The organism is Streptomyces sp. NPDC093795, assembly GCF_044764665.1.
In the GTDB taxonomy this organism is placed as follows: domain Bacteria; phylum Actinomycetota; class Actinomycetes; order Streptomycetales; family Streptomycetaceae; genus Streptomyces.
Map to the genome: position 1 here is coordinate 136,508 of NZ_JBIWIO010000013.1, position 23,585 is coordinate 160,092.

The 23,585-nt window shown below is 71.9% G+C and carries 29 protein-coding genes; 15 read left to right on the forward strand and 14 right to left on the reverse strand.

Translation table 11 applies throughout. The annotated features are described in order from the left end of the window. The gene (locus tag ACIRB7_RS29860) at window positions 1–549 is read right to left on the reverse strand and encodes a flavoprotein (RefSeq protein WP_403604662.1); all 549 of its coding nucleotides are present in this window, start codon (window positions 547–549) and stop codon (window positions 1–3) included. Between the two features lie 102 nt (window positions 550–651). Between ACIRB7_RS29860 and ACIRB7_RS29865 the strand changes: the two genes are divergently transcribed. Both ACIRB7_RS29865 and ACIRB7_RS29870 read left to right on the forward strand, forming a co-directional pair. Further along, window positions 652–885: a hypothetical protein gene (locus ACIRB7_RS29865; protein ID WP_403604665.1), complete on the forward strand. Its 234-nt coding sequence runs from the start codon at window positions 652–654 to the stop codon at window positions 883–885. Window positions 886–900: 15 nt separating this feature from the next. Continuing rightward, window positions 901–1,269 carry a fic family toxin-antitoxin system, toxin component gene (locus ACIRB7_RS29870; protein ID WP_403604667.1) on the forward strand — a complete coding sequence of 123 codons (369 nt, stop codon included), beginning with the start codon at window positions 901–903 and terminating at the stop codon, window positions 1,267–1,269. Between the two features lie 49 nt (window positions 1,270–1,318). Here the strand turns inward: ACIRB7_RS29870 and ACIRB7_RS29875 are convergent, their stop codons facing one another. The 8 genes from ACIRB7_RS29875 to ACIRB7_RS29910 form a co-directional block, all read right to left on the reverse strand. Next, the gene (locus tag ACIRB7_RS29875; protein WP_403604670.1) at window positions 1,319–2,485 is read right to left on the reverse strand and encodes an oxygenase MpaB family protein; all 1,167 of its coding nucleotides are present in this window, start codon (window positions 2,483–2,485) and stop codon (window positions 1,319–1,321) included. 116 nt (window positions 2,486–2,601) lie between these two features. Continuing rightward, a complete protein-coding gene (locus tag ACIRB7_RS29880) occupies window positions 2,602–3,654 on the reverse strand; it encodes a polyprenyl synthetase family protein (protein WP_403604673.1) in 1,053 nt (350 codons plus the stop codon). Beyond that, window positions 3,647–3,925 carry a polyprenyl synthetase gene (locus tag ACIRB7_RS29885; RefSeq protein ID WP_403604675.1) on the reverse strand — a complete coding sequence of 93 codons (279 nt, stop codon included), beginning with the start codon at window positions 3,923–3,925 and terminating at the stop codon, window positions 3,647–3,649. Before ACIRB7_RS29885 ends, ACIRB7_RS29880 begins: the two co-directional genes overlap by 8 nt. Window positions 3,926–4,137: 212 nt before the next feature. Continuing rightward, on the reverse strand, window positions 4,138–5,565 hold the full coding sequence (locus ACIRB7_RS29890) for a cellulose binding domain-containing protein (RefSeq protein ID WP_403604678.1): 1,428 nt from the start codon (window positions 5,563–5,565) through the stop codon (window positions 4,138–4,140). 46 nt (window positions 5,566–5,611) lie between these two features. Then, on the reverse strand, window positions 5,612–7,135 hold the full coding sequence (locus tag ACIRB7_RS29895) for a beta-N-acetylhexosaminidase (protein ID WP_403604680.1): 1,524 nt from the start codon (window positions 7,133–7,135) through the stop codon (window positions 5,612–5,614). 9 nt (window positions 7,136–7,144) lie between these two features. Next, window positions 7,145–7,978, reverse strand: a complete 834-nt coding sequence (locus ACIRB7_RS29900) for a carbohydrate ABC transporter permease (protein ID WP_403604683.1) — start codon at window positions 7,976–7,978, stop codon at window positions 7,145–7,147. Further along, the gene (locus ACIRB7_RS29905) at window positions 7,975–8,874 is read right to left on the reverse strand and encodes a carbohydrate ABC transporter permease (RefSeq protein ID WP_403604686.1); all 900 of its coding nucleotides are present in this window, start codon (window positions 8,872–8,874) and stop codon (window positions 7,975–7,977) included. Before ACIRB7_RS29905 ends, ACIRB7_RS29900 begins: the two co-directional genes overlap by 4 nt. Beyond that, the gene (locus tag ACIRB7_RS29910; RefSeq protein ID WP_403604689.1) at window positions 8,871–10,130 is read right to left on the reverse strand and encodes an extracellular solute-binding protein; all 1,260 of its coding nucleotides are present in this window, start codon (window positions 10,128–10,130) and stop codon (window positions 8,871–8,873) included. The genes ACIRB7_RS29905 and ACIRB7_RS29910 overlap by 4 nt, the downstream gene beginning before the upstream one ends. A gap of 175 nt (window positions 10,131–10,305) precedes the next feature. Here ACIRB7_RS29910 and ACIRB7_RS29915 point away from each other — a divergent pair, with 175 nt between their 5' ends. The 5 genes from ACIRB7_RS29915 (at window position 10,306) to ACIRB7_RS29935 (ending at window position 13,313) form a co-directional block, all read left to right on the forward strand. Continuing rightward, window positions 10,306–11,073 carry a GntR family transcriptional regulator gene (locus ACIRB7_RS29915; protein WP_351218422.1) on the forward strand — a complete coding sequence of 256 codons (768 nt, stop codon included), beginning with the start codon at window positions 10,306–10,308 and terminating at the stop codon, window positions 11,071–11,073. Window positions 11,074–11,168: 95 nt separating this feature from the next. Beyond that, the gene (locus ACIRB7_RS29920; RefSeq protein WP_403604692.1) at window positions 11,169–11,933 is read left to right on the forward strand and encodes a GntR family transcriptional regulator; all 765 of its coding nucleotides are present in this window, start codon (window positions 11,169–11,171) and stop codon (window positions 11,931–11,933) included. A 155-nt stretch (window positions 11,934–12,088) separates the two neighbouring features. Then, window positions 12,089–12,292 (forward strand): cold-shock protein, encoded by a 204-nt coding sequence (locus ACIRB7_RS29925; protein WP_351218426.1) that lies wholly within the window; start codon window positions 12,089–12,091, stop codon window positions 12,290–12,292. A 171-nt stretch (window positions 12,293–12,463) separates the two neighbouring features. Beyond that, complete coding sequence (locus ACIRB7_RS29930) at window positions 12,464–12,883, forward strand: STAS domain-containing protein (RefSeq protein ID WP_403604695.1); 420 nt, start codon at window positions 12,464–12,466, stop codon at window positions 12,881–12,883. After that, entirely contained in the window at window positions 12,867–13,313 is a 447-nt protein-coding gene (locus tag ACIRB7_RS29935) for an ATP-binding protein (protein WP_403604698.1), read from the forward strand. Before ACIRB7_RS29930 ends, ACIRB7_RS29935 begins: the two co-directional genes overlap by 17 nt. Here the strand turns inward: ACIRB7_RS29935 and ACIRB7_RS29940 are convergent. Beyond that, entirely contained in the window at window positions 13,288–14,208 is a 921-nt protein-coding gene (locus ACIRB7_RS29940; RefSeq protein WP_403604701.1) for a SigB/SigF/SigG family RNA polymerase sigma factor, read from the reverse strand. The two genes, ACIRB7_RS29935 and ACIRB7_RS29940, sit on opposite strands and share 26 nt — an antisense overlap. Window positions 14,209–14,492: 284 nt before the next feature. Further along, complete coding sequence (locus tag ACIRB7_RS29945) at window positions 14,493–14,648, reverse strand: DUF5670 family protein (protein WP_351218433.1); 156 nt, start codon at window positions 14,646–14,648, stop codon at window positions 14,493–14,495. A 191-nt stretch (window positions 14,649–14,839) separates the two neighbouring features. On the opposite strand from ACIRB7_RS29945, the gene ACIRB7_RS29950 reads away from it, so the two are divergent. From ACIRB7_RS29950 to ACIRB7_RS29960, 3 genes are all read left to right on the forward strand, one after another. Beyond that, window positions 14,840–15,430, forward strand: a complete 591-nt coding sequence (locus ACIRB7_RS29950; protein WP_403604704.1) for a type 1 glutamine amidotransferase domain-containing protein — start codon at window positions 14,840–14,842, stop codon at window positions 15,428–15,430. Between the two features lie 177 nt (window positions 15,431–15,607). Beyond that, complete coding sequence (locus tag ACIRB7_RS29955) at window positions 15,608–16,027, forward strand: CBS domain-containing protein (RefSeq protein WP_403604707.1); 420 nt, start codon at window positions 15,608–15,610, stop codon at window positions 16,025–16,027. A 63-nt stretch (window positions 16,028–16,090) separates the two neighbouring features. After that, window positions 16,091–16,564: a hemerythrin domain-containing protein gene (locus tag ACIRB7_RS29960; RefSeq protein ID WP_403604710.1), complete on the forward strand. Its 474-nt coding sequence runs from the start codon at window positions 16,091–16,093 to the stop codon at window positions 16,562–16,564. A gap of 42 nt (window positions 16,565–16,606) precedes the next feature. Here ACIRB7_RS29960 and ACIRB7_RS29965 read toward each other — a convergent pair whose 3' ends face one another. Next, window positions 16,607–17,143, reverse strand: a complete 537-nt coding sequence (locus ACIRB7_RS29965; RefSeq protein ID WP_403604713.1) for an isochorismatase family cysteine hydrolase — start codon at window positions 17,141–17,143, stop codon at window positions 16,607–16,609. Window positions 17,144–17,400: 257 nt separating this feature from the next. Here ACIRB7_RS29965 and ACIRB7_RS29970 point away from each other — a divergent pair, with 257 nt between their 5' ends. From ACIRB7_RS29970 to ACIRB7_RS29990, 5 genes are all read left to right on the forward strand, one after another. Further along, window positions 17,401–18,366 (forward strand): LLM class F420-dependent oxidoreductase, encoded by a 966-nt coding sequence (locus tag ACIRB7_RS29970; RefSeq protein WP_403604716.1) that lies wholly within the window; start codon window positions 17,401–17,403, stop codon window positions 18,364–18,366. A gap of 91 nt (window positions 18,367–18,457) precedes the next feature. Further along, window positions 18,458–18,685 carry a DUF6480 family protein gene (locus ACIRB7_RS29975; protein ID WP_403604719.1) on the forward strand — a complete coding sequence of 76 codons (228 nt, stop codon included), beginning with the start codon at window positions 18,458–18,460 and terminating at the stop codon, window positions 18,683–18,685. Window positions 18,686–18,772: 87 nt separating this feature from the next. Continuing rightward, on the forward strand, window positions 18,773–19,306 hold the full coding sequence (locus ACIRB7_RS29980; protein ID WP_403604722.1) for a DUF5709 domain-containing protein: 534 nt from the start codon (window positions 18,773–18,775) through the stop codon (window positions 19,304–19,306). Window positions 19,307–19,334: 28 nt separating this feature from the next. Continuing rightward, window positions 19,335–19,514, forward strand: a complete 180-nt coding sequence (locus ACIRB7_RS29985) for a hypothetical protein (RefSeq protein ID WP_403604725.1) — start codon at window positions 19,335–19,337, stop codon at window positions 19,512–19,514. Window positions 19,515–19,703: 189 nt separating this feature from the next. After that, on the forward strand, window positions 19,704–20,882 hold the full coding sequence (locus ACIRB7_RS29990; protein WP_403604728.1) for a hypothetical protein: 1,179 nt from the start codon (window positions 19,704–19,706) through the stop codon (window positions 20,880–20,882). Window positions 20,883–21,571: 689 nt separating this feature from the next. Here ACIRB7_RS29990 and ACIRB7_RS29995 read toward each other — a convergent pair. Together ACIRB7_RS29995 and ACIRB7_RS30000 are read right to left on the reverse strand one after the other, a co-directional pair. Continuing rightward, window positions 21,572–22,048 carry a hypothetical protein gene (locus ACIRB7_RS29995; RefSeq protein WP_403604731.1) on the reverse strand — a complete coding sequence of 159 codons (477 nt, stop codon included), beginning with the start codon at window positions 22,046–22,048 and terminating at the stop codon, window positions 21,572–21,574. Window positions 22,049–22,211: 163 nt separating this feature from the next. Further along, the gene (locus ACIRB7_RS30000) at window positions 22,212–23,396 is read right to left on the reverse strand and encodes an alcohol dehydrogenase catalytic domain-containing protein (protein WP_403604734.1); all 1,185 of its coding nucleotides are present in this window, start codon (window positions 23,394–23,396) and stop codon (window positions 22,212–22,214) included. Between the last annotated feature and the right edge of the window lie 189 nt (window positions 23,397–23,585).

Sequence of the window (23,585 nt, forward strand, 5' to 3'; positions counted from 1 at the left end):
TCAGGCGGAGTCGTCGAGGACGTCCACCACCGCGTCCAGTGCGACGCGCCACGGAAACGTCGTCGGATCCCCCTGGCCCGGCCCGTGGGGCACGAATCCGCCTTCGCCGTACAAGACCCTCACCCCGGCGCCCCGGAGCGTCTCGACCGACCGCTCGAACTGGGGGTGCGCGGTGTAGGCCGAGTTCACGCACGGCATCAGCGCCATCGGGATCCCCTTCCCGATGCCCTCCGCGACCACCCCGACGAGCCACTTGTCCGTGATCCCGAGCGCCCACTGGTTCACCGTGTTGAACGTGGCCGGCGCGACGACGATCGCGTCCGCCCGCGGCCATATCTCCGGCTCGCCGGGGAATCCGTAGTCCCAGCGGACGGGGTGGCCGGTGAGCACGGCGAGGCCGTCGAGGGAATGGGCGAGCCAGCGGGCCGCCGTCGGCGTGAGACCGAGGCAGACGTCCCAGCCGTCGGCCTGCGCCTCCTCGATGACCCGGGCGACATCGAAGACCGGCGGGGCCGCGCTGCTGAACAGGTAGAGGGTCCGAGAATCCATGGCCCTATCCGATCACAGCACGTCGCCCGCCCCCTGCCGTCCCCGCTCTCTGCCACGCCCCGCCCCCTGCCGCGCCCGGCGGCGGACCGCTACCGTGGGCGCATGGCACGCGAAATCAGGATCGAGATCAGCGACGAGGCGTACGAGGCGCTGGAGCGGGCCGCGGCCGAGAGGCGCGTACCCGCCGAGGACTACGCGGGTCGGGTGCTGGACGCAGACCTGACGCGTACCCGGTTCGTCGAGGGGGCGCGTTCCTTCGTCGACCAGCACGGCAAGGCCTTCGCGGAACGCTTCGGCCGCCCCACGCAGACCGGCGCCGGCGCCGACGCCGCCTGAGCCGGGCCCGGAACCTTGCTGCGGATAGATCTGTCCTGGCTGCTCGACGTCGCCCAGTCGGAGATCCCCGGCGACCCGGAGATCGCCGACTGGGGCTCGTTCGAGGCGGCCCGTGCCCGGCATGTCTTCCGCGTGATGGACATCCCGGTCTACGACCAGCCGCACCACCGGGCCGCCGCGCTCCTGGAGCAGTTCGTGCGCGTCCCCGCCCTCGAGCACTCCAACGAGTTGTACGGCGTGGTCGTCGCCGCCGCCTACCTCCACGCGTCCGGGTTCCCGGTCGCCGTGTCGGCGGAGGAGGCCATCGACCTCGTCGAGCGGGTCGCCGAGAGCCGTATCGACGTCCGTGGGGTCGCGGCCGTCTTGAAGGAATGGACCCGCTGACGCGGTCGAGAACCATCGCCCCGGTGACCGTGGCCGTGTCCGTCCCGGCTCACGGCGCGAGCGTCGCGGCGGGCGGTGTCCAGCGGCGGGTGCGGGACGGCGCGTCGGGGACCCCGTACTCCTTCCTGAGGTGTTCGGGTACGGCGTAGTGCATGACCCGCCCACGGGTGAGCGAGGACAGCTCGAACATCGTGGTGAGATGGCCGAGCCGGTCCAGGGCCCAGGCGCCGAGCGGGGAGCGGTCCTCGATGGTCTCCAGGACGCCCAGGAGATGGGGTACGGCCTTGACGGCGGTGTCCCAGGCGGGCGAGCCGGGGACGTCGAGCCAGTCGGCGCAGGTGTCCCCGACGAGATAGCGGACGAGAGCGGGGACGACCGGATCGAGCAGGGTCCCGGGCACGACGTCCTCGTAGAGTTCGATGAGCTGCCGGGTCAGCTGGACGCCTTCCGGGGACGGCCCCATGTGCCGGATCATGTACCGGTCGAGGAACCGGCGGGCGTCGTCGAGGTTCTCGGGGACGGCGTCCTGGTCGACGCCGAGCATGGCGCCGACCACACGCCAGGCGTAGTAGTACGCTTCCGCCCCCTCGTGCGACATGTGGATGCCGAGGCGGTGCAGGCTGTCCAGGACGAGCATCGAGAAGAACATCTGCCCGCCGATCATGTCCTCCTGACAGATCGGCACCCCCGACGCCTCCACGTCCCAGCGGCCCTCGCGCCTGAGGTGATGACGGATGGAGGCGTGGAGCAGGCGGACCTTCTGCGCGGCGGGCAGGAACCGGCTGCCGGCCTCGAACGCGTCGGGCCGCATCAGATAGACGGTGAACTGGCCGGTCGCCGCCATCCGCGTGGACGGATAGTCCAGACCGTGGGTCGTCGAGAGCAGCTTCGCCACGTGCGGGACGAGGTAGCAGGCGGGCATGGAGGCGAACGAAAGGGCGGTGGCGATGTGCACGTTGTTGTCGATGAAGAACAGCCGGGCCCTCTCCATCTCCTCCCAGTCCACCCAGGCCGGCGGGGCGCTCGTGGCCCGCAGGTACTCCCTGGCGACATCGGGCAGGCCCTCCGGCACCGGGGCGCCGGCGGTGGAGAAGAAGCGCATCAGGGTGTTGAACGAGCCCATCTCGCCGCGCTCGAAGAGGGCGGCGACGGTGGCGTCGGCGAGTTCGTCACCGGACTGCCTGAGGGCGTCCATCGATGTGTCGGTGTAGGACATGGGAAAGCTCCTCGTGTGTGGTCCCGGTGTGGTCCCGGTGTGGTCCGATGGGACCGCGATGTGATCCCGAGGTGGTCCCGACCGGGTCGAGCCGGTCCGGCCCGTCGCGATACGGGTCAGGACAGGCGGATCGCCGCCGAGTGCGCCAGGGCGGTCAGGGCGGCGGTGGCGGGGGCGGGCACGTCCAGCTCGTGGAGGGCGCCGAGCGCCTCCTCGACCCGGGCGGCGATCATGTTCTCGACACGGTCGGGTGTCCCGAGGCGACGCATCACCTCGCGTACGGCCTCCAGGCCCTCCTCGTCCAGGTCGGGCCGGCCCAGCAGGCCTCGCAACCGCTCGCGCTCCTCGGCCCCCGCGACGCGCCACGTCTCCGCGAGGAGCGCGGTCGGCCGATGACCGCGTACGTCGTCGGATTCGGCCTTCCCGGTGCGCCGCGGATCCCCGAACAGGCCCAGCAGATCGTCCCGCAGCTGGAACGCCTCGCCCAGCGGCAGCCCGTACGCGCTGTACCCGTCCCGCAACCCCGTACCGGCCCCCGCCAGAGCGCCGCCGATCAACAGGGGCTGCTCGACGGTGTACTTGGCGGTCTTGTAGCGGATCACCTTCAGCGACGCCGCCGTGTCCGGAGCGGCCCCGGTGTGGAGGATCTCCAGGCACTCACCCGCGATCAGCTCCCGGGCCAGCGCCGCCCACAGCGGGCGGGCCCGGCCGAGATAGGCGGCGGGCAGGCCGCTGGTCGCGAACAACTGCCCGGCGAGGGACATGAGCAGGTCCCCGACGAGCATCGCCAGGGACCGAGCGGCGTCCGCCGCGCGCGGATGATGCCGTACGGCACCACCGAGGGCCACATGCGCGGTCGGCAGACCGTGCCGCAGCGGACTGTCGTCGATGAGGTCGTCGTGCACGACGGCGGCCGCGTGCACCAGCTCCATGGACGCAGCCGCCCGCAGCAGCGCCTCGCTCTCGGGCTGCCGGGCCGCGCGCCAGCCCCAGTAGCAGAACGCCGACCGCAGCCGCTTCCCGACCGCCACCGCCGCCTCCACCTGTTCGGCCACCGGCGCCAGAGCCGGGTCGACGGCCGCCAGGAGATCCGCTTCGTCGGCGACGAACCGATGGAGCACCTCGTCGACCCGCGCCTTGAACGCGGCCTGTTCCCATCGCTCAGCCACCGTCGGCCGCCCGCCGGGCCAGGACGTGCTGGGCGAGAACCTCCAGATGCGCCGGGGGCACGGTCGCGTAGCGGTCCAGGACGAGGCGTCCCCGTGCCGTCAGATCCTGCTCGGCCTCCGCGACCAGCTCCGCCGTGTCCGAGCGTCGCGCCAGGGACCGTACGGCACCCAGGGCCGAGCCCAGCGTGCTCACCGCCACGTCCGCGAGCCCCGCGGCCAGGAGCACCGCCTGCTCGCCCGGACCCGCACGGCGTCCCGCTTCCCGCGTCATGACATCTCCCCACCCACAGCGCCAGGGCGGCGCCGGTCGAGCGCCCCCTGCGCCAGCGTCGCGGTGCCGCGGGTGGGACGGCGGCCCAACTCACCAACGAGTGATCGTTTCGCTCGGACGTACGGATGCCCCGGCCTCGTGCCCGTACGCGCGGGAGGGGCCGGACCACGGTCGTCCCGTGGCCCGGCCCCCTGCGTGTGTAACCGGTCCCGCTACTGCGCGGCCGGCACCGTGTCCTCGAAGGTGGTGCCCGCCGAGCGGTACGCGCCGAGCTTCGCGGCGACCTGGGCCGGCGTCAGGACCTGGTCCTTCACGTGCAGGACGTAGTCGACCTTCTGGTCGTAGGCGCGCGGGGTCGTCGACGTCTGGCCGGCCAGGTCGATCAGCCACTGGTTGAAGTTGATCGACATCGGGCGCTCGGGCAGGTAGCGGGCGTCGTGCCGGCCGAACTCCTGGCCGTCGACGTAGTAGACGATCGCGTGGTCGTCGACGGTCAGGACGAGGTCGTGCCAGCCGGCGTAGCTCGCCCGTACCTCGGAGTGCGCGTTGACGGCCTCCCACGGGTCGGGCCGGTACGTCTCCCACGACGTGGTGTAGAGGATGTTGGCGGGCTCGCCCCAGCCGCCGTTGGGGAGGTACTCGAAGTCGTACTCGGCGTAGTCGTCGGCCATGGGGGCCTTGAGGTCGTTGATGGTGAAGAAGGTCTGGACGACGCGGTCGCCGTCCGGGCCGGACAGTGGCGCGTCGGAGAAGCGGACCCGCGCCGCGTACGTCCCGTTCTTGAACTTGGTCGCCCGGGTGAGGATCTCGGTGTGCCGGGTGGACTCGCCGGTCCCGGCGGTCGAGGACCGCAGGTTCATGATCGAGTTCGTGCCCTCCTTGGCGAAGGTCACGTTCTCGGGGGCCCAGGTGGCGCCGGGCACGCCGGGGCCGCCGGAGTTGGCGCGCACGCTCCAGCCGTGGGCGTTGATCGCCGGGTCCGTGTGGCCGGTGTAGTCGAAGTCGTCGAAGAGCGCCGCTCCTCCCGTGGGCGGCGGTGTGGTCGGGTTCGTCGGCGTCGGGGTGGGTTCGTTGCCCGCGGGGGCGGTGCCCCAGACCGGGACGCCGCCCACGGTCGCGGTGACCTTAGACCAGTTGGCGTACGCGGTCTGCGTCGGCCCGAAGGAGTAGTCGTCGTTCTGGTTCAGCGGCTGCCAGTTGGAGCGGTGGAAGCGCAGCTGCATGTCGCCGGTGTCCGCGCCCGGGGCGAGCGAACCGGCGCCGGCGGTGAAGCCGACCTCCAGATAGCGGTCGGCGGTCGCGGTGGGGTGGGCGAGGGTGCCGAAGGTCCCGGTGAGGTTCGCGCAGCCCTTCACGGCCCAGGAGCAGGCGTAGCTGTACGAGGCTCCCGCGTCGGCCTTGAAGTAGTACCGCACCTTGACCTGGCTCAGCGGGACGCTCGACGTACCGGTGTTGACCACCTTGAGCCAGGGTTCGACCTGGTCGCTCCCGGTGGCGCTCTGCCGGTACTGGACGGTGACGGCCTCGCCGGCCGCCGCGGCCGGGAGCGCGGTGAGGGCGGTGGCGCCGAGCCCGGTCACCGCGGCGACGGCGAGCGCGGCGCGGAGCCGCAGCTTCCTGGTCCTCGTCGGGTCGCTCATGGGGATTCCTCTCCTTGGAAGGGATGGAGCGGGGGTACGGGGGTGGTCACGGGGACGTGGGGGAGAGACGGCGCGGCACCCCGAGGGCGTCGAGCCGGGTCCTGTGGTGGCCGAGGCGATCCTGGAAACCGGGCCAGTCGTGACGGCCCGTCCAGACGACCTCGGCCAGGGCGCAGAGCCGGGGGAACGTGAGGTACTCGGCGTGGGCGTCGGTGGGCACGTACTCGGTCCACAGCTGGGCCTGGGCGCCGAGGACCCGGGCGGACTCCTCGGGCGTCCAGTGGGCGGGCGCCGGGTCGTTGCCGTGGACGGCGCGCAGGTCGACGACCTCACCGGCCTGGCCGGGCGGCTCCGCCGGGCTGGAGGACTGGGGGTAGTCGAGGTAGGTGGTGCGGTGGGGTGCCATGACGACCTCGTGGCCGCGCCGGACGGCGGTGCGGCCGTGGTCGGCGTCCCGCCAGGGCATGACCGTGAAGTACGGCGGGAGGTCGGCGCCGTTCTCGGTCCAGGAGAGCGGCACCCGGCCGGCGTCCAGGAGGTGGCGGCCGACCCGCTCCATGAACCAGCCGTGCAGGGCGTCCGGGCCCGGCAGCCCTTCCTCGGCGGCGCGACGGAGAGCCGCGGGGGAGGTGTGCCACTCGGTGGTGGGGCACTCCTCGCCTCCGATGTGGACGTACGAGGAGGGGAAGACGTCCATCACCTCGTCGAGGACGGTCCGGCAGAAGTCGAGGGCCTCGTCGTGGACGCCGAGAATGGTGTCGCAGACGCCCCACTTGTCCCAGACGTCATAGGTGCGGCCCGGGTGGTTGCCGAGGTCGGGGTAGGCGGCGAGGGCGGCCCGGACATGGCCGGGCATCTCGATCTCGGGGACGACGGTGACCCCGCGCTCCGTCGCGTACGTGACGAGGCCGGTGAGTTCGGCCCGGGTGTAGGCGCCCCCGTGCGGCACCCCGCCGACCTCGGTGAGCCGGGGGAGGGCGGCGACCGGCATGCGCCAGCCCTGGTCGTCGGTGAGGTGGAGGTGGAGCACGTTCAGCTTGTGGAGGGCGAGGAGGTCGACGTAACGCCTGAGGTAGGAGACCGGGCGGAAGCGGCGGGCCACGTCGAGCATGGAGCCGCGCCACGGGAAGCGGGGGACGTCGGTGATCTGTACACAGGGGACGGACCAGGCGACGCCGGGCACGGCCGCGTCGTGGAGGGCTTCGACGGGCAGGAGCTGGCGCAAGGTCTGGACGCCGGCGAGGAGCCCCTGCGGTCGGGCGGCCCGCAGCAGCACCCCCTCGGCGCCGACGGTGAGGCCGTACCCCTCCCCGCCGAGGCCGGTGAGCGCCGGGTCGACGGCGAGGACGACGGCGCCGTCGGAGCGCGCGGGCAGCGGCAGCCCCGTGGCCGGGCGGAGGAGGGCACGGAGCAGGTCGGCGGCGGCCTCCGCGCCGGGCGAGACCTTGAGCGCGGTCGTGGCGTCGAAGGTGAACGAGCCGGGCAGGACCGAGAGCCGGGTGGGCTCGGGGACCAGACGGGGCTGGAGCGACAGGGGGGCGGGTTCGGGAACGAGTCGGGGCAGGGGCATCGCGGGGCGTTATCCCTTCACGGCTCCGCCGGTCATTCCGGCGGCGACCCGGCCTTGCAGGACCAGGAAGAGGACGAGGACGGGCAGGGCGAAGAGGGTGGAGGCGGCCATGGTGGCGCCCCAGTCGGTGCCGAAGACGTTGGAGAAGGACGAGAGCCACACGGGCAGGGTCCGGTCGTCCTGGTTCTTGATGATCAGCATGTTGGCGAAGGCGAACTCGTTCCAGGCGGTGATGAACCCGAAGAGCGAGGTCGCGAGGAGACCGGGGGCGAGCAGCGGGAGGGTGACCCGGCGGAAGGCGGCGGCGCGGGTGCAGCCGTCGACCTGCGCGGCCTCTTCGAGTTCGGCCGGGACGGCGGCAAGGAAGGAGCGGAGGGTGACGATGGTGAAGGGCAGGGTGATCATGAAGTAGACCAGGCTGAGGGTCGCGAGCCGGTCGAGCAGGTCGGCGTCCCTGGCGATGACGTACATCGGGATCAACAGCGCCTCCCAGGGCGCCACCTGGGCGATGAAGACCATGAGGATGAAGCCCCGCCGGCCGCGCCAGTGCATCCGGGCCACGGCGAACGCGGCGGCGAGCGCCACCACCAGTGCGAGCAGGACGCATCCGGCGGTGACGAGCAGACTGTTGCGCCAGAAGATCCAGAAGCCGTCGGCCGCCACCGCGTTCCGGAAGTGCTCCAGGGTGACGGAGCCGGGCAGGAACCGCGGGGTCTCGGACTGGATGTCGCGGGTGGGCCGGAAGGCGGTGAGGACCATCCAGTACACCGGGAAGACGGCCAGGACGAAGACGAGCGCCGCGGCGGTGTTCAGGGGAAGTCGGCGCAGGGCGCGCGGTGTCACCGGTCGGCCTCCTGTCGGAGCATCTGGCGGAAGTAGGCGAGGAGCACGGCCACGAGGAGCAGGACGGTGAGGGTGGAGACGGTCGCCCCGAGGTCGTACCGGTGCAGGGACCTGGCCACCTGGTAGGCGTACACGGGCAGGGTGGTCGTCGCCTCGCCCGGCCCTCCCTTGGTCACGGCCCAGATCTGGGCGAAGCAGCGGAAGACCCAGATGACCTCGAGACAGAGGACGAGACCGAAGATCGGCCGCAGGAGCGGCAGCGTCACCGAGCGGAAGATCCGCCAGGCTCCCGCCCCGTCGAGCCGGGCCGACTCGTACAGCTCGGCGGGGACGGTGAGGAGCGCCGAGTGCAGCGTGATGGCGGCGAAGGGGACCGACTGCCAGACCACGAGCAGGACCAGGACGGTGAACGCGGCCGGGCCGTCGGCCAGCCAGGAGTAGCCCTCGAAGGACGCGAACCCCAGCTGGACCAGCACCCAGTTGACCACCCCGAGGCGGGAGGCGAAGAGCCACTGGAAGACGGTCGTGGTGGCGATGACCGGGCTCGCCCAGGCGAGGACCAGCCCCGTCGTCACCAGGACGCGCATCCGCCGGCTGAGCCGCTGCGTCATCAGGGCGACCAGGGTGCCGATCACCATGATCAGCGTGACGTTGACCAGGGTCCACCAGAAGGTGCGCCGGACGACCTCCCAGAACTCGGGGTCGGTGAGGACGGTCCGGTAGTTGCGCAGCCCCACGAACCCGGCGCCGCCACGGATGAGTTCGCCCATGCCGTACTCCTGGAAGGAGATCAGCAGATTGCGGACGAGGGGGTATCCGAGGAGGAGCACGCCGCCGAGGACGGTCGGGGCCACCAGGAGGTAGGGCCAGAGCGCCGGCCCGTTCGGCCGTCTCACGAGCCGAGGGTCTTGGTGATGCTCTGCGAGGCGGTCGCGGCCGCCCGTGCGGGATCGGTGCCGGTGAGTACGGCGGTCATGTACTGCTTGATCGGGTTGGTGGCCTCGACGGCCGCCCACTGGGGGGAGTTCGGCGTCGCCCGGCCCTGCGCCGCGCCGGCGGCCATGGCGGCCGTGCCCTCGTCGTCCTGGATGACACGAGCGAGGGAGGTGCGGTTGGGGACGTAGCTCATCGTCTTCGCCATGTCCGTCTGCCACTTCTCGCCCGCCAGCGCCCTGACCACCTCGTAGGCGGCCTCGGGGTGGGTCGAGGCCTCCGGGACGATGAGGTCGGAGCCGCCGGTGAAGACCGCGCCGGGCTTCTCCGCGGACTTGCCGGGGACGGGGAAGAAACCGAGCTTCCCCTTGAGCGCGGGGTTGATCTCCTCGACGATCTTCGCGCCGCCGGGCACGGCGATGATCTGGGCGACGTCGCCCTTGGCGAAGACCTCGGCCTGCGGAGGCTTCGCCTCGTCGGAGTCCTTCGGACCCTTCCCCAGGGCCTGGAGCTTCCGGTAGAAGTCCATGCCGGCGAGGGCCTGCGGGGTGTCCAGCGCCCCCTTCCACCTCGTCCCGTCCTGGACGGCGAGGTCGCCGCCCTCCTCCCAGACGAAGCCGGACAGGGTGTACCAGTTCTGGCCGGGCAGGTAGATGCCCTGCGTGGCGCCCCGGTCGAGCTTCGCGGTGGCGGCGAGCCACTCGGCCTGCGTCTTCGGCGGCGCGGTGACGCCGGCCTCGGCGAAGAGGTCCTTGTGGTAGATCACGACGCGGTTGGCCGCGTACCACGGGATGCCGTACTGCCTGCCGTCCACCTTCCCGGGCTCGGCGAGCCCGGGCAGCCAGTCGGCGCCGTTCAGCTCGGTGGTCTTCTCGCTGAGGTCGCGCACGCCGCCGCTCGCCGCGTACTGCGCGACCTGGGTGTTGCCGACCTCGATGACATCGGGGGCGTCCTTGCTGGCCAGGGCGGCCGTCACCCGCTCGCCGATGCCGTCCCACTCCTGGATCTGGATGTCGAGGTCGATGTCCTGGTGCTCCGCCTCGAAGCCGGAGCGGAAGCGGGCGAGGAAGGCGTCGGTGACGCTGTCCTTCATGATCCAAACGGTGACCTTCTCCGGTCCGCCGGAGGTCACCGGGTCGCCGGATCCGCCACAGGCCGTGGCGGCGAGCGCGACGGCCGCCGCCAGGGCGACGGGGCCGGCGAGGGGACGAGTCTTCACGGGCACCTCGATGCATGGTTGACCAATTGGTCAAGTGGTCAGGTGTGTGACCAGAAGGTGGCATGGACCGAAGGAGCCGTCAATCCCTTGAAAAACATGAGCTGTTCACCCATCGTCAGGTCAACCGGGCCCGCTACTATCGGACTTACCAGTTGACCAGTCAGGGAGAAGTGGCATGAAGGACGGCTCCTCCAGCGGAGTGCTGAAGAGGGAGCGGGTTCGGGAGCACCTGCTGGGCCTGATCGAAGGAGGCGGCCCCGGCGACCCGATCCCCTCCGAGCGCACCCTCTGCGCCACCCTCGGGGTCTCCCGCCCCACCCTGCGCGCCGCCGTCGACGAACTCGTCGCCACCGGCGCGCTGGTACGGGAGCACGGCCGCGGCATGTTCGTCGCACCCGCCAAGATCACCCAGCGACTCGCCCCGGACGACGCGGCCTTCACCGTCCCCCGCGCCTCCGGCAGCTGGTCGAGCACCGTCCTGGAGTCCGCCACCGTCCGGGCCGGCGCCCGCATCGGACGCCGCCTGCGCCTCTCACCCGCCGCCGAACTCCTCTACGTCGCACGGCTCCGCCTGGTCGACGGCGCGCCCATGGCCATCGAGCACCTGCACATCCCGGCGGATCTGGTGGGCGCGGCACTCACCCCGGAGGAACTCGAAGCGGGCGACCTCTACGACCACCTGCGGGAGCACCACCGGGTCCACGTCCAGGAGGCCACCCAGTCGATCGAGCCCACCGTCGTCAGCGAGGACGAGGCCGCGCTCCTGGACGTCCCCGTCCTCTCGCCCGCGCTCCTCATCGAACGCCTCACCCTCGACACCGCCCGCCGCCCCGTCGAGTACGTCCACTCGGTCTACCGCGGCGACCGCTACCGCATCGTCTCCCGGCTCGACTTCACCCGCGACGGCCTCGTGACCTCCTCCACCGAGGGAGATGCATACTGACCCCCAGCCGACGGCGCACCGGGGAGGGGGCCCTCCGGCCGGAGGCGCACCGGGGAGGAGGCCCCCGGGCCGGCGGCACACCGGGAGGGGACACGATGGAGCTCAAGCGCGAGCGGGTACGGCAGTATCTGCTGACCGTGATCGACGGCCGCCGCCCCGGCGACGCCATCCCCTCCGAGCGCACCCTCTGCGCCACCCTCGGGGTCTCCCGGCCCACCCTGCGCGCCGCCGTCGACGAACTCGTCGCCACGGGCCTGCTCGTACGGGAGCACGGGCGGGGCATGTTCGTGGCACCCGCCAAGATCACCCAGGAACTCGTCGCCGAGCACCACACGGCCGGCGCGCCCCGGGGCAGGGGTGCCTGGACGAGCACGGTCCTCGAACTCCGTACCGTACGGGCAGGCGCGCGGATCGGCCGGAAGCTGACGCTCTCCCCGGCGGCGCAGCTGGTGCACGTCACTCGCCTCCGCCAGGTCGACGGCGCCCCGATCGCCCTGGAACACCTGTACCTTCCGGCCGAACTCGTGCCCGGACTCACCGCCGCCGACATGGAGGGCGGCTTCTACGCCCACCTGCGCGAGAAGCGCGGCATCCGGACGGCCCACGCCGTCCAGTCCATCGAGCCGACCGTACTGAGCGAGGAGGAGGCGGCCCTCCTCGACGTCCCGGTCCTCTCGCCCGCCCTGCTCTTCGACCGGACCACCTCCGACACCACGGGCAGGCCGGTCGAGTACGTCCGCTCGCTCTACCGGGGCGACCGCTACCGCATCGTCTCCCGGCTCGCCCTCCGCGAGGGCGTGATCGAGCCGCCACGGGCCGGGGACACCCGGGGCGGGGCGTGGTGGGAGTCGGTGGAGTGACCGCTCGCGCGCGGGCGCGCAAGAACGCTGTAAGAAGATCGGAATGGTGTGTGTAGGGACCGGCGGGGCGGGGGAGGACTGGAGTGGACGCCCGCAAGAGGGCTCCGCAGCGGCCCGACACCGGGGCCGCTGCCGGATTGACCAGAAGGACGAGCATGGCCAGCGGCACCGTGAAGTGGTTCAACTCCGAGAAGGGCTTCGGCTTCATCGCCCAGGACGGAGGAGGACCGGACGTCTTCGCTCACTACTCCAACATCTCGGGCAACGGCTATCGCGAGCTCAACGAGGGCGAGACCGTGACGTTCGACATCACGCAGGGCCAGAAGGGCCCGCAGGCGGAGAACATCGTCCGCGGCTGACCCTGGCCCGCGCATCCCGCTTCCACGGCGCCCGCACCTCGTACGGGCGCCGTCTGCGTGCCACGGCACCCCGCACCACGCGCCGCCGTCGACACCGGGCAACGTGGGCGCGGCGGGGGCGTGGAAGAGGTGTAGAAAGGGCAAAAGGTAACGAGAAGGCTGGTGAAGCGCATGGTGGACGAAGAGCGGGCGGGGGAAGAGGAGGAGGACCTCTCCGGCCGGTTCGGCGTGGACGTCCGGCCCGTGCCGAGCGGGGACGCCGTCGTCCTGGTGCTGGTGGGAGAACTCGACCGCGACGGCGTCGAGCCGCTGCGCGAGGCCCTGGAACAGGGGGACGGCAGCGGGCGGATCATCGTCGACTGCTCCGGCCTCGGATTCTGCGACTCCTCCGGGCTCAACGTGCTGCTCAGAGCCCGTATGCGGGTGCTGGAGGCGGGCGGGAGGCTGGACCTCGCCGGACTGCGCCCGCCGGTGGACCGGATGTTCGACATCACCGGCGCCCGGGGTGTCTTCCAGGTGTACGAGAGCACGGACGAGGCACTCTCCGGGCCCGGCCACGAAGGCGGCGGGCAACATGTCCCAGAGCGTTGACGGTTCCCCCGAGCAGGTGCGCCGACTCGCGCTGTACGGGACCAGGGGCGTGGTCTCGCGCTGCCGGGACTTCACCGCCGAGGCGCTGACGGACTGGGGCTGGATCCCCCCGAAGACCGAAGAGGCCGAAGAGCGGATCGAGGACGTGCTGCTCCTCGTGTCGGAGGTCGTCACCAACGCGTGCCTGCACGCCGGCGGCCCGGAGGAGCTGGTCCTGCGGCACGGACGGAGCGGGCTGCGGGTGGAGGTGGCCGATGCCAGCCCCGAGCACCCCCGCGTACAGGGGGCACGGTCGCCCGCGCTGCCCGGTGGTCACGGGCTGATGGTGCTCGACCGGCTGGCCGGCGACTGGGGCAGCGAGGACCGGGGGCAGGGAGTGGCGGGCAAGGTGGTGTGGCTGGAGATCAGCCGTCCGTCCCCTCCGTCGTGAAGTCCTCCTCCTGGAGGAGACCCGCCCTGAGCTCCCCGAGGATCCGGGTGAGCAGGCGCGAGACATGCATCTGGGAGAGGCCGATCCGGCGGCCGATCTCCGCCTGGGTGAGTTCCTCGCCGAAGCGCAGTTCGAGGATGGTCCGGTCACGCTCGGGCAGCCGGTCGAGCAGTGGCCGCAGCGACGTGAGGGACTCGATCAGCTCGTACGAGGGCTCGCAGGTGGCCAGGTGCCGCGGGCTCGCGCCCGGCGCCGAGTCCTCGTCGCCCGCGGGGACGTCGAGGGAGCGGGCCGCGTAGCCGTGCGCCGCGAGCTGGCCCTCGGTGACGTCGTCCTCCGTGAGGTGCAGCTGCGCGGCCAGCTCGGCGCGGCTGGGGCGCCGGCCGAGGCCCTGTTCCAGGGTGTCCGCCGCCTTGGCCAGGTCGATCCGCATCTCCTGGAGGCGCCGAGGCACCCGTACCGCCCAGCTGGTGTCACGGAAGAAACGTTTCATCTCGCCGACGATCGTGGGCAGCGCGAAGGCGGAGAAGTCGACGGCGCGCTCGGGGTCGAAGCGGTCGATCGCCTTGATCAGCCCGATCGTGCCGACCTGGATGATGTCCTCCACGGGTTCGGCACGGTTCCTGAACCTGCGGGAGGCGAACTTGACCAGGCTGAGGTTGAGCTCCACGAGGGTGTTGCGGACGTAGGCGTGCTCCGGGGTCCCCTCTTCCAGGACCCGCAGCCGTTCGAAGAGCGCGACGGAGAGTGTCCGGGCGTCGTCCGTGGAGACGGCGGTGGGACGGGTCGGCTCCGGGAGGCCGTCGAGCGCTGTCCGGCGCGTCACGGCTCCTGGCGACCCAGCGGCTTCCGGCGCGTGGTGCGAGGTGACCGAGCGGTCTCCGACGGTGGCCATGAAAGCTCCTTCGACGGTGGCGGAGGGCCCGCGTCACCGGCCCGGGGCGGGCCGGCGGGGGTCCCGTCAGTCGAGCGTCCTGAAGGAAGGATGCCCGTTGTGGTGCTGTTTGACACGATTCTGCCGCAATTCGTAGTGGTGTGTCGGCACCGCTACTGCATCCGCGCCCTGGCTCCGCCGCGCCCTGGCTCCGCCGTGCCCCGGACGTGCCCGTGCCCCGGACGTGCCCGTGCCCCGGACGATGTCCGGGGCACGGTGTCTTCCGTTGTCGAGGGATCCCCGCCTCACCACCGGTACCAGCGACCGCCACCGCTCCGCATGAGGAAGCCCAGCAGCCACAGCACGAGCACGACGATGGCAATCCACCAGAGCACGTCGAGCGCGAAGCCCGCGCCGAAGAGGATCAGGATCACGAGGAGGACGAGAAGAAGGGGAACCATGGCGGCACCTCCATTGCCTCAGGGGCCGGCCGGTCCTCGGCGCGAAGCCCTCGGTCCCCCGAGCGGTTGCCCCCATCTGCACCAGATCATGTGCGCCGCGGAACTCCTCTCCTCTCCGGCAGGTTTGAGGGCAGCCCACGCGGTCAGCCGCACGGACGACGGGGGGTTCGATCGCAAGAGAGGAACACGCCGTGTCGCTCGCCGGAAAGAACGCCCTCCAAGGCAAGAACGTCCTTGAGGGCAAGAACGTCCTCGTCCTCACCACGAACTACGGGACGGAGCAGGACGAACTGAAGAAGCCGATGGACGTCCTGCGCGCGGCCGGCGCCGGCGTCACGCTGGCCGCGCAGAAGGACGAGGGCGTCCAGACCCTCGTCTCGGACCGCGAGCCGGGCTCCATCCTCCAGCCCGACACGACGCTGAAGAACGCCACCGCCGACGGGTTCGACGCGGTCGTCGTGCCGGGCGGCACCCTCAACGCCGACCAGTTGCGCGTCGACGACGAGGCACGGCGCATCGTCTCGGCCTTCGCCGAGGCCGGCAAGCCGGTGGCCGCCATCTGCCACGGCCCCTGGCTCCTCGTGGACAGCGGGCTGGCCCGGGACCGCAAGCTGACGTCCTACCCGTCGCTCCGCCCCGACCTCGAGAACGCCGGGGGCGAATGGGTGGACCAGGAGGTCGTCGTCGACACCTCAGGGACCCACCCCCTGATCACCTCCCGCAAGCCCGACGACCTCGACGCCTTCTCGACGGCGATCGTCGAGGCGCTCGACGGCTCGTGACCGGCCACGCGCGCCCGTGGGACGGTTCATGACGTCCGCCGGTGAGCCGGTCGCGACGCCCGCCCTTGGTCCGGTCAGGTCGCCCACCGCCGGTCACCGGGCGATGAGTGAGGGGCCCGGGACGGGGCAGGTGCCCGTGAGACACCGCCACCACGACCGTGAGTGCAGGCGATAGACATGACCACCGCACGCGACATCATGACCCCCGACGCGACCTGTGTCCGCTCCTCCGAGACCCTCGTCGAGGCCGCTCGGAAGATGGTCGAGCTGAACGTGGGCGCGCTGCCCATCTGCGGCCCCGACGAGAAGCTGAAGGGGATGCTCACCGACCGCGACATCGTCGTGAAGGCCGTCGCGAAGGGCAAGGACCCCGGGAAGTGCACGGCCGGCGAGTGCGCCCAGGACGAGATCGTCACCGTCCAGGCGGACGACAGCGTCGAGCGGGTGCTGAGCGTCATGAGCGAGCACAAGATCCGCCGGGTTCCCGTCATCGACAGCCACGTCCTCGTCGGCATCATCGCCCAGGCCGACGTCGCCCGGGCCCTGCCCGAGCGGCAGGTCGGGGACCTCGTCGAGACGGTCTCCGAGGAATCCTGACAGTGGGGCGGTCCGCCTCGAATCACCGGCCGGGTGGCCACTCAAGCAAGGAAGGGGCTCGTGATGGACGGGATCGTACTGCTCCGGGAAGACCACAAGACCGTGGAGAAGCTGTTCAAGGAGTTCGAGCGGGCGGGTGACGACGCGTACGCGCGGAAGCGTGAGATCGCGGACGAGGTGATCCGGGAACTCACCACCCATACGTGGATCGAGGAGAAGGTCTTCTACCCCGCCGCCCGGGACGCCGCCCCGGACACCACCGATCACGTCCTCGAAAGCGTCGAGGAGCACCACGTCGTGCTGTGGATGCTCTCGGAGCTCCGCGGGCTCGACTCGAAGGACGAACGGTTCGACGCCAAGATGACCGTCCTCATGGAGAACGTGCGCCACCACGTCGAGGAGGAGGAGCAGGAGTGGTTCCCCGACGTCCGCAAGGCCATGGGGCGCAACCGGCTGCTCGAACTGGGCGACCGCATGGAGGCGGCCCGGAAGGAGGCGCCGGGCGACCCGCTCGACGTACCCAGCGCCGACGACTAGCACGTAAAGCCACAGCCACCGGCACAGCCACAGTCACCGGGTTCACCACGGAATGTCGGCGGCGTCGACGATGCGACCGCCCATGTTCCGCTCCACCATCCGCAGCGCCGCGTCCGCGAGGTCCTCGTGGATGTGGGCGACCGCGTCCCGGGGGATGGTGACGCCGAAGTGCCGGATGTGCGCGTCCAGGGCGGAGTAGAGCACACACTGCTCGGTGACCTGCCCCGTGAGGACGAGCGCGTCGACGTCCAGGCTGCGCAGCAGATACTCGAGAGGCGTCTCGTAGAAGACGGAGTGGCGGGCCTTGACGACGAACAGGGAGTCGTCGTCGGGCCTGACCGGTTCGACGAGCTCGGGGTGGCGGCCGGAGAGGGCCATGTCGAGGATCTGGCCGTGGTGGGAGCGCCAGCGGCCGAAGTTGTCGTTCGCGTAGACGACCGGAATCCCCGCCGCCCTGGCGCGCCGCAGCAGATCGACGATGCCGGGAAGGGTGCTCTTCACCGACGGGACGAGCTGGTCCGCGTCCTGATGCCGGTAGGTGTTGAGCATGTCGATGACCACGAGCGCGTACTTCGCCAAGGCCGACTCCCGGTTGTCCGGCCGGCCGTGTCGGTACGGCCCGGTTCGTCCCCCAGGGCGTCCACGCTACCGGCCCGCCCGTGACACGCCATCCGAGAACTCCAGCGGTACGGGGGCCCCGGGCCTCCCGAGGGACGCGAGGTCGCCGGGACCGTGCGCAGGGCACGCCGGAACCTTCTCCGGCCACGCCGTCCGTCCGGACGAGTCTCCGGCAAATGGCCCGTTTCAGGCATGCCCGCCGTGGCAAGTCGCGGGGCATGATGCGTATCGGATACACGATGATGACCGAGCAGGCAGGGCCCCGTGAGCTCGTCGGGCACGTGGTCGAGGCGGAGCAGATCGGCTTCGACTTCTCCGTGATCTCCGATCACTCCTTCCCCTGGCTGGAGGAGCAGGGACACGCTCCGTACGCCTGGAGCGTCCTCGGCGCGGCCGCCCAGGCGACCTCCCGCATTCCGCTGATGACCTTCGTGACCTGCCCGACGTTCCGCTACCACCCCGTGGTCGTCGCGCAGAAGGCGGCGACCCTGCAACTGCTCTCCGAAGGCCGGTTCCGGCTCGGTCTCGGCTCCGGCGAGAACCTCAACGAGCACGTCGTCGGCGAGGGCTGGCCCTCGGCACGCGTCCGCCTGGACATGCTCGACGAGGCCGCCGAGATCATCCACGCCCTCTTCAAGGGGGAGTACGTGACACGTCACGGGCGGCACTACCAGGTCGACGACGCCAGACTGTGGGACGTCCCCGACACACCGCCACCCGTCGGCATCGCCGCCTCGGGCCCCCGCTCCTGCGCGCTCGCCGGGCGCCACGGCGACCTGCTGATCGCCACGGAGCCGAAGCGTGAACTGGTGGACGCCTTCGACGCGCAGGGCGGCGCGGGCAAGCCCCGCATCGGACAGCTCCCCATCTGCTACGACACCGACCGGGAGGCGGCGGTGGCCCGAGCCCACGAGCAGTTCCGCTGGTCGCTCGGCGGCTGGCGCCTCAACGCCGAGCTTCCCCTGCCGGCGAGCTTCGCCCAGGCGACCGAGCACACCCGCCCGGAGGACGTGGCGGAGAGCATCCCCTGCGGGGACGACGTCGACGCCGTCGTGGAAGCGGTCCGCCCCTTCGCCGAGGCCGGGTTCACCGACCTCGCCCTCGTCCAGGTCGGCGGCGCACACCAGCTGCCCTTCCTCCGCTGGGCGGAGACGAAGCTCCTGCCCGCGCTCCGTGCCATGTAGGACCCGGGGACTCGTCGGGTCGTCGCGGTCGGTCGTACGACTGTTCGGTCGTCCGGCCTCACACCTCGCATTACGCAGGGAGATGAACGTCATGACCAGACCGAGCAACCCCGACCCCGACCCCCGGGACCTCCCCGACGGCGGAACCACCCGGCCGGGCGAGACCCCGCCGGCGGAATCGGGCACGAGCACCGGGACGGGGCCGTACCGGCCGCTCCGCCGGGGCTGGGGCAAGGGCCCCCTGGTGCTCCTGTGGGTGCTCGTCGTCGTGTGCGCCCTGTTCTTCCTCGTGTACGCGATCATCCTCGCCACCGACTGACCGGTGACCCTGGCCACCGACCGACCTGCGACCGGCGGACCGGCCCCCACCCCGCCCCCACCGAGACCGAGACGAAAGGCACCGGCCATGACCCACAACGAGTCCGACCCGGACACCCATGCCGACCAGCCCGGCCCGGACGAGGCCCGCGGCGACGACGTGTACCAGCCCACCCACTCCGACGCGTCCAACCGCCCCTCCGGCGCTCTCGACCCCGACAACGCGCTGGTGACGGACCCGATCGACGACATGGCCGTCCCCGGCTACTCCCCGCCCGACCGCCCCCGGGGCGTCAACCGGTACGGCACCACGCCACGGGAACAGCGGGAGGGCGACACGCTCGACCACAGGCTCGCCCAGGAGATCCCCGAGGAACCGCCTCTTGAGGGCGACGGCATCGGCGACCTCCCGGAAGGCGACGGGGAACCCGTCGACGAGGAGGCGGGCGCCACCCGCGCCGGACGCCTGGCGCCGGTCGACGCGTCTCCGGGCCGGATCGACCGCGCGGTCGCCCGGGACGTGGGCCTGGACGACGGCGCCGCGCCCGCGGAGGAGGCCGCGATGCATGTGGACACCGCGGTGGACGACTCCGAGGACACACGCTCCTCGGAAGCCACCTGACGAAGCGGAGGACCCTATGAACGCGCGCATGGACAAGCGTATGAGCGAGCGCGGGAAGGACCGCGGGAACGACCCCGGGACCGAGCCGAGCAAGCACGCGTCGGACGGCGACGACGTGATGCGGCAGACCACCCCCTCCCAGGCGGAGGGCGAGCGGGGGAAGGAGGAGGACGAGGAGCAGGAGAGGCAGAAGCGCCGCGGCATGTGAGAGGAGACGAGCCCGCCACCGACCGGAGCGAGGCTCCGGCGCCGGCGCCTGTTCCGGAGCATCCGGGAATCGCCCCGCCTTTCCGGAGCGTCCGAAGAACCTGCACCTGTCGGAGCATCCGGAGAACCTGCCCCTTCCGAAGCATCCCGGGGACACCCTTCTGTCCGTTCCGAAGCACCTGGAGACACCATGGACCTCGACTTCCTGAAGCCTCTCCTGGAGCACCCCGGCCCCTGGGCCTCCGTCTTCATCGAGACGAGCCGGGCGACCGAGGGCGGGGCGAAGATCCAGAAACTGCGTGACCGTGCCGTGCTCGGACAGCTCGTCGACGACGGCGCCGATCCGGCCACTCTCAGAGCGATCGCCGGACGGCTCGCGGCCGAGCCGACCTCCGGCGCTCCGCCGGGCCGGGCCCTCTTCGCGACGGCCGGTGAGGTCGTGCTCGACCTGCCCCTCGGGGCGGCCCCGCCCGCGGCGGAAGTGACCTGGACGGGCCTTCCGCACATCACGCCCCTGATGTTCCTGCGGGGCGACGAACCGCGGTGCCAGGTGGCCCTGATCGACCGGATGGGCGCCGACCTGGAGGTGTGGGGCACCGAGGGCAGGGAGGCCGTGGGCCAGGTCGAGGGGGAGGAGTGGCAGGGCCGTGGCCACCGCAGCATGCCCCAGGACCGGTACGCGTGGCACTACAGCAACAAGATCGAGGGCGCCTGGGAGGAGACCGCCGACACCATCGCCACCGAACTCGCCCGGCGCTGCCCACAGGACGGCAGCACCCTCCTCGTCCTGGCCGGGGACGCACGCGAGCGCAAGGCCGTTCGGGACCGGCTCCCGCAGCGGTTGCGGAGCCTCGCCGTCGAGGTGGAGCACGGCCGCCGGGCGTCCGGCGCGTCCACCGAAGAGCTCGGCCGTGAGGTCGAGGAGGCCCGTGCGCGGTTCGCCCGCGAACGGGTACGCCGCACACTCGACGCCTTCCACGCGGGCCGGGGGCGGCCCGGAGAACACCGCGAGTCGGCCTTCGACACCGGTCCCGGGTCGGCTGCCGAAGGCGTACCGGCGGTGGTGGAGGCCGTGAGGGAGCACCAGGTCGCCACCCTGCTGCTCGGTCACGGGGGCTCCGACGCCGGGCGGCCGGTGTGGGTCGGCTCCGGCGCGTACGACATCGCCCTCGGTCGTACCGAGGCCAGGGGCTGGGGGTACGGCGGACCCGAAGAGGCCCGCGCCGACGACGCCCTGCTACGCGCCTGCGTGGCCGCCGACTCCGAGGTGCTCGTGGTCCCCGAGGACATGCGGGGCCCGGCCGGCGGTCTCGGCGCCGTACTGCGCTGGACCCCGGGGCCGCCGCCCGCCCCGGCGGCGGCACCCTGATCACCCGCGTCCGCCGCCCTCGGCGGCGGACGCATCCCTGCCCCCGGCACCGCCGCGCCCCCGGACCCGCCGTCCTCGCCCGCGGCCCCGCCCCTGACCACCCCACGTGCCCACAAACGCCCTGCGGCGGCCGGTACGCCGCACGGGTCAACCCTCCGCGTGTCAGGCCACCCGATCGGGGCCGTCGCCGTACGGCGGACCATCCTCGTCCCATGCGTCCGGCCACCGCCCTTCTCCTGATGAGCGCCCTGTCACGCCCTGTCACTGGGGCTCGCCGGATGCGGTGACGACGAGCAGAGAGCCTCCGCCGCGTGCTGGGCGGCCCTGGACTTCGGGGCGTCTCTGCGCGCGTCCGACCCGGATGGCGCCTGCGCGGCCCTGGCGCCCGGTACCCGCGAACAGGTGGAGCAGGACGGTCCCTGCCCCACCGTCCTGGCCGGACTCGATCCCGCCACCGCCGCCGCAGGCGAACCGGTCGTCACCGACGTCTACGGCGGGCAGGCCCGGGTGGTGTTCGCGCGCGCCAGCGTCTATCTCGCCTCCTTCCCCGACGGCTGGAAGGTCACGGCGGCCGGCTGCACGCCGAGGCCCGCCCGCAGCGCGGCTCCCCGGAGTCCAAACCGGTGGGCGCCGCCCACACGGCCACCGGGGTGGAGGGCTGACAGCGCCCACCGCTCGTCACATCGGCCTCATGCACGGACACAGCCGGCGAGGTCCTCCGTGTTCTTGATCTCCTTGTCCAGCGTGTCCAGGTGCGGGGTGACCTGACTGAGGGCGGCCGGGGCGTTCATGTTCCTGTCCAGGTGGTCCATGGCGACGTCCAGCTTCTGGAAGGCGGCCTGGAGCGCGTCGATGCTCACGCCGGCGTCCTCGGCGGCCTTTTCGATGCTGCCCATGTCGTCGACCATGTCGGCCCGGATGTCCTGGATGCCCTGGACGGTCTCGGACGAGTCGATGTTCCGCATCTCGCTGCTGTGGTCCTGGAGGCCGGCCAGTTCCTCGCAGACGGCCGTGGTGGCGTCCGCGCGCTCCTCGGCGGCGCCGTCGGAGCCGTCGTCGGAGCATCCGGCCAGGACGAGCACGGCTGCCGCGCTCGCGGCCAGCAGGGCGGCCGGCACCGTCCGGCGCCTGCGGCCCACGTCCCTTCGTACGGTGCTGGGGGGCATCTCGCACCACCTCCTCGGTACGCACGTCCCGTGCGCGGACGTCTCGCGGCGGCGGGTACCCGCTGCCGAGGCCGACACTCGCCCGGACGGGCGGCCCTCACCCACAGCGCGAAGGGATCACCCACGGTGGGAGCGGGACCGGTCACAGAGCGGACAGGACTGCTCACGGTGTGAAGAGAATCTTCACCGCTCCGTCCCGCTTCGTCTGGAACATCTCGTAGGCGTCCGGCGCCGCGGAGAGAGGGAGGCGGTGGGTGGCGAAGTCGTCCACACCCAGCGGATCGTCGTCGGCGAGCAGCGGCAGCAGGTCGTCTACCCAGCGCAGGACGTTCGCCTGGCCCATGTGGAGCCGGAGCTGCTTGTCGAACATCGCGAAGAGCGGCATCGGGTCGGCCGCGCCCCCGTACACCCCTGCCAGTGACACCGTGCCCCCGCGGCGTACCAGCTCGACCGCCAGATGCAGCGCGGAGAGCCGGTCGACGCCATAGCGGCGCATCAGGCGCCCGGCCAGGGCGTCGGGCAGATGGGCGACCAGCGTCTGCAGCCCCTGGGCGAGCGGCGCCCCGTGGGCCTCCATGCCGACGGCGTCGATGACGGCGTCCGGACCCCGGCCTTCCGTCAGGTCCTTCACCACGTCGACGAGTTCACCGTCGGCCCCGGACGGATCCACCACGTGCACGCCACGGGCCGCGGCGCGGTCGCGCCGCTCCCGCACCGGGTCGATGCCGACGACGACACCGGCTCCCCGCAGGAGCGCGATCCGGCAGGCCATGTCCCCGATCGGACCGAGGCCGAGCACCGCGACCGAGCCGTCGGGCGGCACCTCCGCGTACTGCACGGCCTGCCACGCCGTGGGCAGGACGTCCGAGAGGTACACGAAGCGGTCGTCCGGCGGCCCCTCGGGGACGGGGACAGGAAGGCTGTCCCCGAACGGCACCCGAAGGTACTCGGCCTGCCCGCCCGGCACCTGCCCGTACAGCTTGGTGTACCCGAACAGGCTCGCGCCCGTGCCGTAGGCGTGCACCTGCGTCGTCTCGCACTGGGACTGCAACCCCCGCGCGCACATCGCGCAGGTGCCGCACGAGACGTTGAACGGCACCACCACACGGCTGCCGGGCCGGAGCCGCCGCACGTCGGGGCCCACCTCCTCCACGACACCCATCGGCTCGTGCCCGAGTACGTCCCCCGGATCGAGGAACGGCCCCAGCACCTCGTACAGATGGAGGTCGGAACCGCACAGCCCGGTCGAGGTGATCCGTACGATCACGTCGGTGGGTTCCTGGATCGTCGGGTCCGGCACCGTCTCCACCGAGACCCGCCGCCGGCCCTGCCATGTGACGGCCTTCATCGCTCTGCCACCTTCCCGTCTCTTCCCGGGCCGGGCCGCAGTGCCCCGATACGCCCGCCCGAAGCCCGGTCCGGCGGTTACCCGTGACGAGCGGCACTACTCCCCGGACACGCGCATTCCCGGTGAACCGATCGCGCATGGGCGCGCCGCGTCCGGGCAGCCGCCGGGTGCCGCTGCCCGGACGCTTCC

Bases quoted from the DNA above. Each gene is read 5' to 3' on its own strand.
- ACIRB7_RS29860 (WP_403604662.1), bottom strand. From the start codon at position 549: ATGGATTCTCGGACCCTCTACCTGTTCAGCAGCGCGGCCCCGCCGGTC.
- ACIRB7_RS29985 (WP_403604725.1), top strand. From the start codon at position 19,335: ATGGACAAGCGTATGAGCGAGCGCGGGAAGGACCGCGGGAACGACCCC.
- ACIRB7_RS29885 (WP_403604675.1), bottom strand. From the start codon at position 3,925: ATGACGCGGGAAGCGGGACGCCGTGCGGGTCCGGGCGAGCAGGCGGTG.
- ACIRB7_RS29895 (WP_403604680.1), bottom strand. From the start codon at position 7,135: ATGCCCCTGCCCCGACTCGTTCCCGAACCCGCCCCCCTGTCGCTCCAG.
- ACIRB7_RS29980 (WP_403604722.1), top strand. From the start codon at position 18,773: ATGACCCACAACGAGTCCGACCCGGACACCCATGCCGACCAGCCCGGC.
- ACIRB7_RS29970 (WP_403604716.1), top strand. From the start codon at position 17,401: ATGATGCGTATCGGATACACGATGATGACCGAGCAGGCAGGGCCCCGT.
- ACIRB7_RS29915 (WP_351218422.1), top strand. From the start codon at position 10,306: ATGAAGGACGGCTCCTCCAGCGGAGTGCTGAAGAGGGAGCGGGTTCGG.
- ACIRB7_RS29960 (WP_403604710.1), top strand. From the start codon at position 16,091: ATGGACGGGATCGTACTGCTCCGGGAAGACCACAAGACCGTGGAGAAG.
- ACIRB7_RS29940 (WP_403604701.1), bottom strand. From the start codon at position 14,208: ATGGCCACCGTCGGAGACCGCTCGGTCACCTCGCACCACGCGCCGGAA.
- ACIRB7_RS29945 (WP_351218433.1), bottom strand. From the start codon at position 14,648: ATGGTTCCCCTTCTTCTCGTCCTCCTCGTGATCCTGATCCTCTTCGGC.
- ACIRB7_RS29955 (WP_403604707.1), top strand. From the start codon at position 15,608: ATGACCACCGCACGCGACATCATGACCCCCGACGCGACCTGTGTCCGC.
- ACIRB7_RS29890 (WP_403604678.1), bottom strand. From the start codon at position 5,565: ATGAGCGACCCGACGAGGACCAGGAAGCTGCGGCTCCGCGCCGCGCTC.
- ACIRB7_RS29925 (WP_351218426.1), top strand. From the start codon at position 12,089: ATGGCCAGCGGCACCGTGAAGTGGTTCAACTCCGAGAAGGGCTTCGGC.
- ACIRB7_RS29920 (WP_403604692.1), top strand. From the start codon at position 11,169: ATGGAGCTCAAGCGCGAGCGGGTACGGCAGTATCTGCTGACCGTGATC.
- ACIRB7_RS29975 (WP_403604719.1), top strand. From the start codon at position 18,458: ATGACCAGACCGAGCAACCCCGACCCCGACCCCCGGGACCTCCCCGAC.
- ACIRB7_RS30000 (WP_403604734.1), bottom strand. From the start codon at position 23,396: ATGAAGGCCGTCACATGGCAGGGCCGGCGGCGGGTCTCGGTGGAGACG.
- ACIRB7_RS29875 (WP_403604670.1), bottom strand. From the start codon at position 2,485: ATGTCCTACACCGACACATCGATGGACGCCCTCAGGCAGTCCGGTGAC.
- ACIRB7_RS29935 (WP_403604698.1), top strand. From the start codon at position 12,867: ATGTCCCAGAGCGTTGACGGTTCCCCCGAGCAGGTGCGCCGACTCGCG.
- ACIRB7_RS29990 (WP_403604728.1), top strand. From the start codon at position 19,704: ATGGACCTCGACTTCCTGAAGCCTCTCCTGGAGCACCCCGGCCCCTGG.
- ACIRB7_RS29865 (WP_403604665.1), top strand. From the start codon at position 652: ATGGCACGCGAAATCAGGATCGAGATCAGCGACGAGGCGTACGAGGCG.
- ACIRB7_RS29930 (WP_403604695.1), top strand. From the start codon at position 12,464: ATGGTGGACGAAGAGCGGGCGGGGGAAGAGGAGGAGGACCTCTCCGGC.
- ACIRB7_RS29995 (WP_403604731.1), bottom strand. From the start codon at position 22,048: ATGCCCCCCAGCACCGTACGAAGGGACGTGGGCCGCAGGCGCCGGACG.